At 71.7% G+C, this 12,900-nt stretch carries 10 protein-coding genes; 7 read left to right on the forward strand and 3 right to left on the reverse strand.

What is annotated here, in order from left to right; genetic code table 11:
• Positions 1-99: 99 nt before the first annotated feature.
• Complete coding sequence (locus tag ACIBH4_RS06735; RefSeq protein ID WP_362519418.1) at positions 100-657, forward strand: helix-turn-helix domain-containing protein; 558 nt, start codon at positions 100-102, stop codon at positions 655-657.
• The gene (locus tag ACIBH4_RS06740; RefSeq protein ID WP_362519421.1) at positions 650-1,528 is read left to right on the forward strand and encodes an SRPBCC family protein; all 879 of its coding nucleotides are present in this window, start codon (positions 650-652) and stop codon (positions 1,526-1,528) included. Before ACIBH4_RS06735 ends, ACIBH4_RS06740 begins: the two co-directional genes overlap by 8 nt.
• Positions 1,529-1,567: 39 nt before the next feature.
• Here ACIBH4_RS06740 and ACIBH4_RS06745 read toward each other — a convergent pair whose 3' ends face one another.
• A complete protein-coding gene (locus ACIBH4_RS06745; RefSeq protein WP_362764361.1) occupies positions 1,568-2,692 on the reverse strand; it encodes a M12 family metallopeptidase in 1,125 nt (374 codons plus the stop codon).
• Between the two features lie 547 nt (positions 2,693-3,239).
• Between ACIBH4_RS06745 and ACIBH4_RS06750 the strand changes: the two genes are divergently transcribed.
• Positions 3,240-5,021, forward strand: a complete 1,782-nt coding sequence (locus tag ACIBH4_RS06750) for a helix-turn-helix transcriptional regulator (protein WP_362764358.1) — start codon at positions 3,240-3,242, stop codon at positions 5,019-5,021.
• Positions 5,022-5,046: 25 nt separating this feature from the next.
• Here the strand turns inward: ACIBH4_RS06750 and ACIBH4_RS06755 are convergent, their stop codons facing one another.
• On the reverse strand, positions 5,047-7,692 hold the full coding sequence (locus ACIBH4_RS06755; protein ID WP_362764355.1) for a CHAT domain-containing tetratricopeptide repeat protein: 2,646 nt from the start codon (positions 7,690-7,692) through the stop codon (positions 5,047-5,049).
• 232 nt (positions 7,693-7,924) lie between these two features.
• Between ACIBH4_RS06755 and ACIBH4_RS06760 the strand changes: the two genes are divergently transcribed.
• The 4 genes from ACIBH4_RS06760 to ACIBH4_RS06775 all read left to right on the forward strand — a co-directional run bounded on the left by ACIBH4_RS06760 (position 7,925) and on the right by ACIBH4_RS06775 (position 11,342).
• Complete coding sequence (locus tag ACIBH4_RS06760) at positions 7,925-9,367, forward strand: S8/S53 family peptidase (protein ID WP_362764352.1); 1,443 nt, start codon at positions 7,925-7,927, stop codon at positions 9,365-9,367.
• Positions 9,368-9,433: 66 nt separating this feature from the next.
• Positions 9,434-10,012 carry a sigma-70 family RNA polymerase sigma factor gene (locus ACIBH4_RS06765; RefSeq protein WP_362764349.1) on the forward strand — a complete coding sequence of 193 codons (579 nt, stop codon included), beginning with the start codon at positions 9,434-9,436 and terminating at the stop codon, positions 10,010-10,012.
• Positions 10,013-10,180: 168 nt separating this feature from the next.
• Entirely contained in the window at positions 10,181-10,615 is a 435-nt protein-coding gene (locus ACIBH4_RS06770; protein ID WP_362519439.1) for a hypothetical protein, read from the forward strand.
• A 136-nt stretch (positions 10,616-10,751) separates the two neighbouring features.
• On the forward strand, positions 10,752-11,342 hold the full coding sequence (locus tag ACIBH4_RS06775; RefSeq protein WP_362519442.1) for a hemerythrin domain-containing protein: 591 nt from the start codon (positions 10,752-10,754) through the stop codon (positions 11,340-11,342).
• Between the two features lie 136 nt (positions 11,343-11,478).
• Here the strand turns inward: ACIBH4_RS06775 and ACIBH4_RS06780 are convergent, their stop codons facing one another.
• Positions 11,479-12,372, reverse strand: coding sequence for an iron-containing redox enzyme family protein (locus tag ACIBH4_RS06780; RefSeq protein WP_399171581.1), 894 nt, complete (start codon positions 12,370-12,372; stop codon positions 11,479-11,481).
• Positions 12,373-12,900 lie beyond the last annotated feature (528 nt).

Raw genomic sequence — 12,900 nt, forward strand, 5'->3', positions numbered from 1 at the left:
GTCCTGTGAGAGGGAGCTCCGGCCCCTGCACGACGTCGAGCGAGCTTCTCACCTCAACCATTGACAAAAAATAATTTTACGTACAAGGTTGATTTTGCGATGAGAGACGTCCTGTACCTGGAAAAGATCGAGCAGGCCGAGGCCCTGCTCAAGCCGCAGCGCATCGAGGTGCTGCGGCAACTCGCCGAGCCGCGCTCGTGCACCGAGGTCGCGGCCCTGCTCGACCAGACCCCGCAGCGGGTCTATTACCACGTCAAACGCCTGGTCGAGGCAGGTCTGGTGACCCAGGTGACCGAGCGCAGGGTGCGCGGCATCCACGAGGGCGTCTACCAGGCGAGCGCCCGCTCCTACTGGCTCTCCCCCCGCCTCGTCGGCCGGATCGGCCTGCGCCCGACCGGGAACGAGCTGGGCCTGGGCTACCTGCTGGACCTCATGGAAGAGGTCCAGGCCGATATCGGCGCGCTCGACAGGACCGCACCTGAGCTGCCGTCCGTCGGCGTGTCCGGCGAGATCCGCGTGCTCCCCGAGCGGCGTCAGGAGTTCCTGAACGACCTCCAGGCGGCACTGCAAGACCTTTTCACCCGTTACGGCGGCGCCGAGGGGGACGCCTTCAAGCTCGCCGTCGCCTGCTACCCCAAGGGAGAACCCCATGAGTGAGCCGATGAAGCTGAGCGCGCGGGTGGCCGCACCGCTCAAGGAAGTCCACCACGCCCTGACCGACCCGGGCGAGCTGCGCGTCTGGCTGGCCGAGCACGCCGAGGTCGAGCTGCCGCACCGGTACGAGTTCTGGGGGCGCCACACCCCCGAAGGAGACGCGCCCCACCAGCGCCCGCTGCACGTCGACGACCACACGCTGCGCTTCTCCTGGCTGCTCGGCGGCGAGGAGACGACCGTCGAGATCACCCTGGAGGAGGAGAACGCGGAGTCGACCGTCGTGTCACTGACGCAGACCCACTTCGACCGGGAGACCGCGCTGGCGGAAAGCGGCGTCCTGGGGATGGTGCAGACGTTCTGGTGCCTGTCGATCGCGAACCTGGTCGACCACCTGGAGGGCCGAGAGCTCACACCGAAGGCCGACTTCACCTCCCCGGTCATGCGGGAGCGGCTCGTCGTCGGCGACTCGCCGGAGGCGGTGTTCGACTCGCTCGTCGACTCGGAGAAGTTCAGCCGGTGGTTCGGCTACAAGATCGACATCGAGCCGTACGTCGGCGGGCGGTTCGCGATGGGCGGCTTCGAGGCCGACGGACAGCCCGCGAAGATCGTCGAGCTGGAGCCCGGCCGCGGTCTCACCCTGGAGTGGCCGGGTCTCGGTCTCGTCACCTGGGAGCTGGAGGGCTCGGGCGGCGCGACGCGCCTCACCTTCATGCAGAGCAGCTTCAATGAGAAGAAACCTCCGTACGCCGGGTGGATGGGCTGGCTCAGCGGCCTCGCCGAGCTGCGCCGCTTCCACGAGCTGAGCGACTGGCGCCCGATCTGGCTCGACCCGAGCGCGCCCGAATCCCCGGAAGCGGCGACGATGAGCGGCTGACCGCGCACCCGCGACTCCGGCCCTCTCCGCGTCCGGCGCTCACCAGCACATGACGGCCGCCTGGCCGGGGCCCCAGCAGGAGTGGACGCGGACGCGAAGGACGTAGCGGCGGTCCCTGAGCAGGTGGACGCGCAGGGACGCGTTGCGCGGACGGCCTCCGTCGTCGTCACCCGCCAGGTAGCGCAGGTCACCGCCGACCTCCTCGAACAGCACCAGCACCGTGTCGCATTCGCCGAAGACACCGACGGCGTAGTCACGGGTCGCGCGGGGGATGATCGTGAAGTCTCGCTGTTCCCCCGCCCCGGCACCGAGCGGGGCGGAGCGGAACGGCGGCAGTTCGGAGGGCGGCTCGGCGCCCGGAGGCGGATACCAGCGGCGGGCGAACGCGGCGTCGAGTGCGGAGACGGTGCCCGGTGACACGATCCCCGCCCGGTAGCACGGCGGCTCCAGGATGAGCCCCGGGCCGAACCGGTATCCCATCACGGACAGTGGATCCCATACCAGGCCGTTCGCCTCGCTCTCGTCGAGCCTGCGGATGACGTTGTGGAACGTCCGCGACCTGGGCCAGAGGTTCGGCGGTCCCGCGAAGTCCTCGTAGACGGCCTCCTCGTCCCAGAGGATGCCCGAGTACGGGCTCTGGTGCTCGTGGACCATGCCGATGACGTGGCCGATCTGGTGCAGCACGGTGCCCCGGCCCGACGCCCCGGTGAGATCCCAGCCGAAGTTCACCGTGCGGGAGGCGGTCCCGACGCGGAGCGCCTCGCGTCCCACGGCCGACCACGATCCGGCGTCCCACCGGAACCCGATGCGCAGCTCCGCCTCGCTACGGTCGGCGACCTCGGTGAACTTCAATCCGATGCCGAGGTCCTTCCACTCCTGGAAACCTCGGCGCACGGCGTCACGCTGCCCGTCGTCCCCCCGCTCGCCGTCACACCATCCGGCGTCGCCCTGCCCGCCACGGTGCTCGCCACGGTGCTCGCCACGGTGCCCGCCGTCATGCTTTCCGTCCAGGAAGCAGTAGTGCAGGACCGTACCGTTCAGCCACACCCGCCGCCCCGAGAGCAGGGCCGCGCGTCGTCTCCCCTGTAGCCCCTCCGGCGGCGCGTGGGCGGGGTACGCGGGAAGCGAGCAGTGCCGGACGCGCTCGCCGTCGCCCGCCCTCATCGGCGTTCCCTCGGCGCGCGGGCCCCGGCCCCCGGACGTGAGGAGGAGATCAAGGAAACCGTGTCCACATGCCACGAGACTGGAGACGGAACCCCTGACGCGCATGAGTAGGGGGTACTCAATTCGACGTGTATCACGGACGGGGAACCCGGCTCATACAGCTGTGAGAAACCCACGGTCCCCCTGGCCGTTTACGGCCAGGACTGAGGAACTCGATCTCGTACGGCGAAACCTGGCGGCCGGCCGCCGGGGGGTCGTCGTGACCGGCGCGGCGGGGAGCGGCAAAAGCCGCCTCGCCGCCGAGGCCGTCCCCGAGGCTGTGACCGCCCCTGTGAGCAACCCCGTGAGCAACCCCGTGAGCGACCCTGTGACCATCCCTGTGGCCGCCCCCGTCCCCCCTCCTGTTCACGCCCACGCCTCCGTTCGCGCTCCTGTCCACGCACGGATCACCGGAACGCACGACACCCGGAACACCCCGCTCGCCGCCTTCGCATCTCTCCTTTCCCACCCCTCGCTTCTCACGGAGTTCTCCGCCTCTCATGAGGCGGTGCCGCGCCTCACACCCTCCCCGCGTCTCGCGGGACTTCTCTGCCCGCCGGACCCCGTCGAGGCGCTGGACGGGGTGCGCGTGCTCGTCGTGGACGACGCCCACCTCCTCGACGACTCCTCGGCCGCGCTCGTCCTCCGCCTCGCGCTCAAGGGGCGTACCCGCCTGCTCGTCACGGCCAGGGAGGGCGTCCCCGTACCGCGGGACGTCTCCCGGCTCTGGGAGGAGGGCCTCCTGCCGCGCATGACACTCGCCCTTCTGGGGGAGAGCGAGTGCGGGGAACTGCTCTCCCGTGCGGTGGGCGGCTACGTGGACGCCCTCACCGTCAGGCGCCTGCATCGGGCGAGCCGTGGCGACCTGCGACTTCTGCGCGAACTGGTCGTCGCCGTCCACGCCGGAGGGGATCTGAGCCACGTGTCGGGCACGTGGACCTGGCGCGGAGTTCCTCCGATGACGGCGCGTGCCAGGGAGTTGGTGGAGGAGACCATCCGCGACGTCGGCGGGGACGAACGGGAGGTACTTGAGCTCATCGCATCAGGCAGGCCGCTGAAACTTGTCACACCCGGCGCCGGGGTGACCTGCGGCGTCCTCGAACGCCTGCGGGCGAGAGGGCTGGTCACCGTGGACGACCGGTTCTCGATACGGCTCGTCCACCCGCTGCACGGCCCGGTGCTCCGAGCCGCCGCGGAACGCCGCGTGGCAAGCGACCCGTCCGGCGCGCGACGGCTCCTTCCCACCTCGGCCACGACGCTGGAGGCCGAGTGCGAGGAGCTGGCCGTACGCGCGTACTCGGGAAGACTCTCGGGGATACCCCGGGGCGCCGGCGAGCGGATGGCCGAGGACGACACCGGCTGGGACGAGCCCGCGATGCCGGAGTTCTGCGCGCGGCGGGCCCGCGTCGCCCGCCTTCGCGGGGAGACCCGCGAGACCATCGCCTGGAGCCGCGAAGGGCTGCGCCGCTCCCCCCACCACCGCGCCTGCCTGGCCGAACTCGCGCACGCCTCCGCCTACATCGGCGACCTGACGACGGCGCGGCAGGCCCTGTCGCGCGGTCCGGCCCCCCGAGGAGACGCGCGGACGCGCATGAGCGGAGACGCGCGGACCGGCATGGGTGAAGACGTGCGGACCGGCATCGGCGGATACGTGCGGACACGTATGTGGCTCGCCACCGAGCGGGCACGGACCTGGACACTCGCCGCCGAGGGAGACCTCGACGGTGCCCTGCGGTCGGCGCTGCGCGCCGCCGGGGACGACCCGCTCGAAGACGACATGTTCGCCCTGCACGACGTGGCTCGACTCGGCACACCCGAACTGGTCGTCGACCGGCTCGCGGACCTCGCCGACCGTGCCGAGGGAGACCTCGCCCCCCTGTTGGCGCGGCACGCCCGCGCTCTCGCCGGACGTGACGGGGAGGCGCTGGACAAGGTGGCGCGGGGTCTCGCCGATCTCGGACTGGCACTGTACGCGGCGGAGGCGTTCGCGCACGCGGCCCTCGTCCACGACGACCGGCGCGCCTCACAGTCCTCCAGGAACCGGGCCGCCGCGCTGGCGGGAACGTGCCAGGGGGCGCGCAGCTCCGCCCTGGTCAACCTCGCGCTGCCGAAGCTGACCGCACGCCAGCGGCAGATCGTGAGCCTCGCCGCGGCGGGCCTGACCAACCGGCAGATCGCCGAGCAGCTCACGGTGTCGATCCGTACGGTGGCCAACCACCTGTGCGACGCCTACGCGCGGCTCGGCAGCAGCGACCGCGCCGACCTGGGAAGGCTCTTCACCGTTGGCTGACGCGGAGCCCGCCCGGCCGGGGCCTTCAGGCCGCGCCGATGGCGGAGAAGGACCAGCCGGTCGCCCGGTTGAGCGCGTCGCCGGGCATCGCGAGCCGCGCGTCGCGCAGGGCCTCGGCCATGCTCAGGCCGCGCCGCAACCCCTCGTGCAGGGCGAGCATCAGCGGCACCACGGCCTCGTCGTCGACGGGCACCGAGCTCGCCACGATCCCGGCCGTGCCCAGCGGCAGCAGCGCCGTGGCGAGGCCGAGCAACTCGTTCGCGCCGACCGGCTGCAGCCTGCCGGAGTCGCAGCTGGACAGGACGATCCGGTACGGGGCGCTGTGCAGCCGTTCGAAGTCGTGCACCGTGAGCGGGCCGTCGTCCATCCGCAGGGAGGAGAACATCGGGCTGTCGGAGCGGAAGGTGCCGTGCGCGGCGATGTGGGCGAGCCTGCTGCCGTCGAGCGCCGTGAGCACGGCGGGGGCGAGCGCGGTGCCCTCCTCCAGCACGGTCGCCTCCCCGTAGCGCGCGGCCAGGAGCGGGACCTCGGCGCCGCCCGTCGCGAGTCCCGGCCCCCTCACCAGCACGACCCGCTCCCTGGACGGCGACGGCTCGATCCGCCGGGCGCGGAGCCAGGCGCTCGCGGACGGCGAGACGCTCAGCACCCGCTCGCCCAGCGCCGGCAGCAGCGCCCAGGGGACGCCGTGCAGCCTGCCAGGCGGTACGACGACCACGGGGCCGTCCCCGAGGTGGCGTACGGCGGGGCCGAGCAGCGACTCCTGGAGGCGGCGCCCGCCCGCTTCGAGGACGGTCAGCCTGTCCTGCGAGCCCCCGTACGCGATAGAGCCCCCGTACGCGATCCGTCCGAGACCGGCACGGGCGTGGTCGGCGTCGATCGCCGCGTCGGCGAGTCGTCCCGCGGCGAACCTGCGCACCCGGCCCCGGCCGCAGAGCAGGACGTACAGCTCGCCGTCGACGGCGACGATCTCGATCAGCCATCCGTCACCGAGCCCGTCGAGCAGCGGACCCGCGTCGAAGCGGTGCCCGTCGAAGCCGCCCGCGCTGCGGGTGCGGAGCGTCCGGGCGCGGATCTCCTTCTCCAGTCTCCGCTGTTCGCGTTCCAGCGCGGGGGCCGGCACGCCCCCCGGTCTCGCCGTGTCGATCCGGCTGCTGATCTCGCGGAAGGCCGTCACGTCGCGCAGCAGCTCGGGGTCGTCGGGGGGACGGGTGGGCGGGACCGCGAGCACGGTGGCGCGCCAGCGTTCGCTCCAGTCGAGGAAGCGGCGGGGGCCGCCCCGCGCGAGGGTCGCCCGCTGCGCGAGTACGGCCAGCTCCGCCCCCTGCGCGCTCGCCCGCGCCCGCAGTTCCGAGGCGCCCAGGGTCATCCTGTGTTCGTCCAGCAGGTCGAGCCCTCGGCGGCAGGCGTCCAGCACACCGCGCGTACGTCCCGCCGCGGCGGCTCTGAGCGCCTGGGCCACCCAGCCGTCCACCCGGGCGAAGGCGGGCCCGCGTCCTCGGGTCTTGGCGGCGGCGGCGAGGTGCCGTTCGGCGTCGGCCTCCCAGCCGAGGGCGAGGGCGGTGCGTCCGGCGAGCAGCGAGGCCTGGACCGCCTCGGGGGAACGCAGCTCCGCCAGCCGCAGGGCGACCTCGGCGGCGTCGCGTACCGAGCGGCCAGAGACCTTTCCCGCCGCGAACCTGGCCTGGACGAGCACGAGCCGGGCGTGGGCCTGCCACCAGTCGCGGCGCTGGCTGGAGAACAGCCGGATGGCCGCGCTCGCGCGGGCGATCGCCGCGTGCGGCTCGCCCGCCGCGATCGCGGCCCGCGCGGCGACGAGGAGGAGTTCGGCGCTGCGGGTCGTCTGGCCTCCCATCCGGTTCAGCTCCTCGGTGGCGGTGTCGGCCTCCTCCAGCGCCTCGCGGGCGAGCCCCGCCGCCAGCAGCACCCCGCACCGGCGGATGTGCAGGACGAACATGGGCGTGCCGAGGGCCTCGTAGCGGCGCGCGGCCTCGTCGAAGAGACGCAGCGCCGCCGGCAGGTCGCCGGACCTGAACGCCGCCAGCCCTCGGCTCTCCACGGCGTCGGCCTTGTCGTGCTCCTGGTCGGTGGTCTCCCACAGCCGCTCGGCGGCGACGAAGTCGGCCTCGGCCCGCTCGACGGATCCCATCGCCAGGTGGACGGTCGCCCTGAGCGTGAGCGCCCGCGCGGTCCAGATCGTGTCCTGTGCTCTGCGCAGGGCGGGAATGGCCCTTCGCAGGTCGTCGAGCGCCTCGCGGTGCCCACCGAGAACCCACCAGACGTAGCCCCGGCGGAACAGCACGCGGGCGCCGGTGATCCCGCTTCCCCTCTCGACGGCCGTCTCCAGCGCCGCCAGCCCCTGTCTGGTGCGGCCCGCGTGGATGAGGGCGGCTCCCAGGGTGGCGAGCACGTCCGCCTCACGGTTGGAGGACCCCGATCTGGCGGCGAGGGCGCGCGCCTTCCTCAGGTGGCCGATCGCCGTCGTGAGGTCGCCGAAGTCGCGTTGCCAGATGCCGATCACCTGGTGGGCGACGGAGGCGTCGTGCGGGGAGGGGGAGTCGGAGAGCACGGCCCGCGCTCCGGCCAGCGCGTCCGCCGGACGGGCGAACACCAGGGGCAGCAGATCGAGAGGGTCTCCCGCGGGCCGCGGGATCCGCGAGCTTCCCCCGGTCACGGATCGATGTTAGACGTGGTGTGTTCAGGGCGTCCATGCCGCGGAGCCCTCCCCGAGAACACCCCCCGTCCGGCTCCGGACTCCCCCCTCCGTATCGGGCAATTCGTTCGTCCGTGCCGGGTGACTCCCCGGGTTCGTATCGAGTGGATCGCTCGGAAGGTGTATCAGTGAGACATCCGGTGGCTCTTAACCCATGGCGACGTCAGGACATCTGCGAAACAGGATGGCGAATATGGCACCAGACAGGTTCCGGGAGCAGTTCGACCAGATCCAGGACGCCATGGGAGAGGTGGTGCTCGCGGCGGGTTTCGAGGGGTCACAGCCCATGTTCCTCTACGAGAAGGGCTACGTCCTCGCCCGTGTGGAGGACGCCGACGAGGTCGCCTCGACGGTCAGGGACGCGTTCGCCAGGGATCGCGGCGACCGGGACGCGGACGTGCGGGTGGAGCGGGAGGAGAGTCCCGGCGGTGTGCTCAGGATCCGGGTCGGGGAGCCCGACAGGAGGGAGCGCTTCGGCGACCGGGACGTGTCGGACGCGTTGAGGGCCGTCGAGGGCCTGGAGCGCGAGAACAGGCGCCGCATGGTGTCCAGGAACCACATCGTCTCCATCGCGGTGAACTGCTGCCCCGGCGACGAACCGGTGCCGATCTCCCGGTGCGAGTCGCCCAACCCGGCGGTGGCCGAACTCGCCGACGAGGAGGGCGCGCCGGTGTCCGTCCTGGTGGTCGACACCGGACTGGTGGAGAACTACCGGTCGCACCCGTGGATGCACCGCGTCGTGGGCGAGGGCAAGGAGATCGAGCTCGACCACGAGGGCATCCTCAAGCAGTACGTCGGGCACGGCACCTTCATCGCCGGGCTGGTCAGCGCCGTCGCACCCAACACCGACGTCACGGTGCACGCGACGCTCGTCAACGCGGGCGCGATCAGCGAGAAGGAGCTGGGCGACAGGCTGCTCGGGGGGATGCTGCCCGAGGGGAGGTGGCCCGACATCGTCAACCTGTCGGCGGGGACGCCGAGCACCGACGCGCAAGCGCTCCTGGGGCTCGAACGCTTCATGGACGCGCTGACCGGTCACCCCGAGACGCTGCTCGTGGCGGCCGCGGGCAACAACGGCAACGACGTGAGGTTCTGGCCCGCGGCCTACGCCGACCACCCCGACTACGCCGGTGCCGTCGTGTCGGTGGGCGCCCTGAGGAAGGACGGCGCGGCCCGCGCCTGCTTCAGCAATCACGGGCCGTGGGTGACGACGTACGCGCCCGGAGAGCGTCTGGTGAGCGCCTTCACCGCGGTGGACCCCACTCCCGCGGCGTACGACTACCAGCACTCCACCTTCCCCTCCTGCAGGTACGGCCACCTGTACGACTGCACCTGCCAGTTTCCCCCGCACCGGGGCGAGCTCACCGAGAAGATGGCGTCGTCGCCGAAGGCCATCCGCGAGCGCGTCGAGTTCGACGGCCTGGCGGAGTGGAGCGGCACCTCCTTCTCCGCGCCCCTCGTGGTCGCCATGATCGCCAATTACATGGCGCGGAACCCGGGGGTCGGCTCCCGGGAGGCCGCCGGAAGGCTTCTGGACGAAATCCCCGTCGGCAGGCTGTCCGGCATCACCACCCCGGCCCTCGTTCCCGCCACCTGGACGCCACGGAGCGTACAAAGTGTCCCGGCCACGCCCTGAAAACCAGTGCGGGCGGATCGGTCCTCCGACGTACGATGACAGTCCAGAAAGCAAGGGGACGTCACCGTGGATCGAGACTCGATCGGCATCCTCTTCCGCGCCGCGGTGGACTCAGACGACGCCGCCGCGTGGAAATCCCTGGTGGAGGGCCTCAGCCCGCTTGTGTGGTCCGTCGTGCGCGCTCACGGACTGAGGGACGCGGACGCGCAGGAGGTCTACCAGACGACCTGGTTCCGGCTCGCCCAGAATCTCACCCGGATCCGCGAACCGGACAAGGTCGGCGCGTGGCTGGCCAGCACGGCGCGCAACGAGTGCGTCAAGGTGATCAGGGCCGCCCGGCGGGTCTCCCCGAGCGACGACCAGGAGACGTTCGATCGCGTCGCCGACGACCGTACGCCGGAGCAGGCATTGATCGACTCCGAGGACGCCACCCGGGAGCGGGAACGGGCGCGGGCGGCCTGGCAAGCCTTCCAGGAGCTCGGTGAGAGCTGCCAGCGGTTGCTGCGGCTGCTCACGGCCTCTCCGCCGTTCAGCTACCAGGAGGTGTCGGCGACGCTCGGCATCGCCGTCGGGAGCGTCGGGCCGATCAGGCAGCGCTGCCTGCGACGGCTGCGCGTCCTTCTGGGCAGGAGGGGTTTCCGGTGAACCTCCTGGGCGGACGGGATCTCCGCGTGGATCTCCTCGGGTGCGCTTTCCGCGCGGACCTCCTCAGGTGTGCTTTCCAGGTGAATCTCCTGGCGGACGGAGTTTCCGGGTGGACCTCCTCGGCAGGCGGGGTTTCCGGGTGGACCTCCCTGGCGGATGGGGTTTCCGATGAGTGACGACGAGCTGGAGGCGGAGCTGCGCCGCGCCATCGAGCTGTTCGACCCCGTTCCCTCGCATCTCCTGCAGATCGCGGTCGAGGCCTACACGCTGCGCACGCTCGACGCCGAGCTGGCCGAGCTGGTCTTCGACTCCCTGGGCGGATCCTCGCGGGTGCGGGGGGAGCGGCAGCCGCGCATGCTCACCTTTCAGGGCGCGGGGCTCACCGTCGACCTGGAGATCACCGTGACCGCCGTCGGCGGCCGGGTGGTGGGCCAGCTGATGCCGCCGCGTCCCCTTGAGGTCGAGGTCCTTGGAGGTCGTCCGGTCACGCTGACGGCCGACGACCTGGGCAGGTTCATCTACGACGACGTTCCCGCCGGGCCGTTCAGCCTCCGCTGCCGTCTCGGCGACGCGACGGTCGTCACCGAGTGGATCACCGTCTGACGGAGGCTCACCCGCTGGGTGGCGAGGCGAGGTTCCCCGCGTACGCCCGTCCGTGCCACCGCCGCCTTCGCGGTGCCGGTCCCCGGGTTTCGGTGCCCGGGTGCGGGTAATCGACCTGGTAGTCGAAGGGGGACCCATGAACGACCGCCGGACCGTGCCCGAGCTGATGAGCGAGAACGATGTCGTGGACCTGCTGGTGCGCCAGCACGCGATGATCAGAAATCTGTTCGACGAGGTCGAGGAGGCTCCCGCCGGGGCGCGGCGGGCCGAGGCCTTCCATCGTCTCGTACGGATGCTCGCCGTGCACGAGACCGCCGAAGAGGAGATCGTGCACCCCTACGCGCGTCTCAAGATCAAGAACGGGGGTGAGGTGGTCGACGAGCGCCTCGCGGAGGAGAGGGAGGCGAAGCAGTTACTCGTCGACCTGGAGAAGCTGGGTCCCGGGGACCCCGAGTTCTCCGCGCGTCTCCAGGTGTTGCGTGCGGCGGTGCTCGCCCACGCCCACGCCGAGGAGAGCCACGAGTTCGCCCAGCTGCGCGCCCGCACGAGCGTGGCCGAGCGCCGGGCCATGGCGGCCGGGGTGAAGGCGGCCGAGGCTCTGGCACCGACCCATCCGCATCCCGGTACGGAGTCGATGATGATGAACCTGCTGTTCGGGCCGCCTCTCGCGATCGTGGACCGGACCCGCGACGTGATCCGCCAGGCCATGCGCGGCTCGGGCGGCTGAGCGGGGGCGGTCACAACCTCGGTGCCGCGCCCGCCTTTCGCGACGGGAGTGCTCACGTCCTCGGCGCGGCACCCGCCTCTCACGGCGAGAGTGGTCACAACCTCGGCGCCACGCCCACCTCTCGCGACAGGGGCGGTCACAACTTCGCCGCCGCGCCCACCTCTCGCAGCGACGAGGCACCGCGACGCCAGCGGCTCATGACGTGCTCGGCGAAGAGCCGATCCAGGGTGAGGGCGCAGGCCGCTCCGTACAGGACGTCACCGACCCGTGTGGGGTGCCGCGTCACGAACTCGCCGCACATGTCGTGCGCGGCGGCCTGTTCGTGGACGGCGCCGGCGCGTGCGTGCTCGTCGTAGAAACGCCTCGCCGCCTCGTCGCCTCCCAGCCTGCCCAGTCCGGTGGAGTGGCGACGGTTGGAGATCGAGGAGATCGTCTCGAACGCCGCCAGGTGGCCGAGCAGCGCCCCGAGATGACGTCGGTGAAGACCGAACAGCGACATGGTGTTGGAGATCGCCAGCGTGATCGCCGGGACCCGGTCGAGGTAGGCGCCGTAGGAGTCGTCCAGGCCCAGGCCGCGCATGGTGGCCCGAAACAGCTCCGAGCGCGTCCGCCCCGCGCTCCCCCCGCCGTACTCGTCCGCCTGGATCTCCATCGGCGCCGCCTTGGGGCGGCTCCCTCGCCGGGGGATCGCCCAGGTGTGCGGGTCGGCCTCCCTGAGGTGGTGGATCGACCGGTGCGCGACGAACTCGCGGAACTGCTCCAGGTCGGCCTGGCCCTGGAGGAACCCCGCGAGGTCGGACCCGTCGACGGCCGCGACCACGAGTTCGGCGAGGGCCTGGCGGGCCTGCTCGGGCCGCGAGGCGGGTGGGTACGGTATCGCCCGCGCCAGTCCCTCCTCGAATCGCGCCTCCAGGATCTCCCGCACCTCCAGGAGGGAAGGGCTCCACTCCCACCGGTCGTCCACCCCCTCGAAGCCCCGGTAGTGCAGCTCGTAACAGACGAAGAGCGCCAGTTGCACGTCCTCGTCCATGAGGACGGGGCCCGCGAACCGGGCGGGGAACGACAGGAGTGGGAGCGAGAGGAGGCCGAAGCGGTGCGGTGGTCGTACCAGCCGCTCGAAGAGCATGGAGGTGATCGGACCCCGCACGGCGGGCAGCGCCGGAGCCCTGCCGGGGAGTGGATCCTTCACCGCGATGCCGTCGTCGTGGACCTCGGCGATGCGCCGCCCGTTGTGAGCGGACGCGTCGAACTCACGCGCCATGCGTCCCCCGTTCGATACCCGGAGCGATCCGCTGCCCGACCCGGAGCCGGCGAAACGCCGCCAAGATCATTCTTTCCCCCCGATGAGCTGCGGAAACAGCGAAATACTCAGCTATTCCGTAGCCCTGAGGTACTCCTGCCGCCAGGAGGTCCGCCGAAGACGAGCAGCGGATCGAGCGGGCGGCACCCGGCGGGGCCGCCGGTTCCGTACCGATCGGCGGAGGCGGTCAGGGTGTTCCGCGCGAAGCCCCGCCCGTAGGGGCGGTGCGACGTCTTCGGCCGTTTCCGGCGGCGGAGA

Origin of the sequence: Streptosporangium sp. NPDC050284, assembly GCF_044459525.1 — a bacterium.
Taxonomy (GTDB): Bacteria; Actinomycetota; Actinomycetes; order Streptosporangiales; family Streptosporangiaceae; genus Streptosporangium.

Bases quoted from the DNA above. Each gene is read 5' to 3' on its own strand.
- ACIBH4_RS06770 (WP_362519439.1), top strand. From the start codon at position 10,181: ATGAGTGACGACGAGCTGGAGGCGGAGCTGCGCCGCGCCATCGAGCTG.
- ACIBH4_RS06780 (WP_399171581.1), bottom strand. From the start codon at position 12,372: ATGGACGAGGACGTGCAACTGGCGCTCTTCGTCTGTTACGAGCTGCAC.
- ACIBH4_RS06760 (WP_362764352.1), top strand. From the start codon at position 7,925: ATGGCACCAGACAGGTTCCGGGAGCAGTTCGACCAGATCCAGGACGCC.
- ACIBH4_RS06745 (WP_362764361.1), bottom strand. From the start codon at position 2,692: ATGAGGGCGGGCGACGGCGAGCGCGTCCGGCACTGCTCGCTTCCCGCG.
- ACIBH4_RS06735 (WP_362519418.1), top strand. From the start codon at position 100: ATGAGAGACGTCCTGTACCTGGAAAAGATCGAGCAGGCCGAGGCCCTG.
- ACIBH4_RS06740 (WP_362519421.1), top strand. From the start codon at position 650: ATGAGTGAGCCGATGAAGCTGAGCGCGCGGGTGGCCGCACCGCTCAAG.
- ACIBH4_RS06775 (WP_362519442.1), top strand. From the start codon at position 10,752: ATGAACGACCGCCGGACCGTGCCCGAGCTGATGAGCGAGAACGATGTC.